This is a genomic window from Acinetobacter sp. LMB-5, assembly GCF_001541635.1.
GTDB classification, from domain to species: Bacteria; Pseudomonadota; Gammaproteobacteria; order Pseudomonadales; family Moraxellaceae; genus Acinetobacter; species Acinetobacter pittii.
Map to the genome: position 1 here is coordinate 1 of NZ_LRDR01000058.1, position 251 is coordinate 251.

The window sequence follows — 251 nt, forward strand, 5'->3', positions numbered from 1 at the left end:
GTAGAGTGTTGACTAAGGTCGATTTTCCTACCCCAGAAGAACCGATAAAGGCGACGGTTTGACCTTCGCCACACCAACCCATCAACTTGGCGACGTCTGACTCGTCCAGACCGTTAACGCTTTCTACCATAAGCAATGGATCGAGCTTTTGTACCTGAGCTTTGAGCTCGTCAGCGTCGTCACATAAGTCTGCTTTGGTCAGTACAATTACAGGTTCTACATCGGCTTCATTGATGAGTGCCAAGTAGCGC

At 49.0% G+C, this 251-nt stretch carries 1 protein-coding gene; it reads right to left on the reverse strand.

Annotation, left to right across the window (positions count from 1 at the left end; all coding sequences use genetic code 11):
* The coding region (rsgA, locus tag AW165_RS18495) for a GTPase RsgA (RefSeq protein WP_155859660.1) at window positions 1-251 on the reverse strand (251 nt) is incomplete at both ends.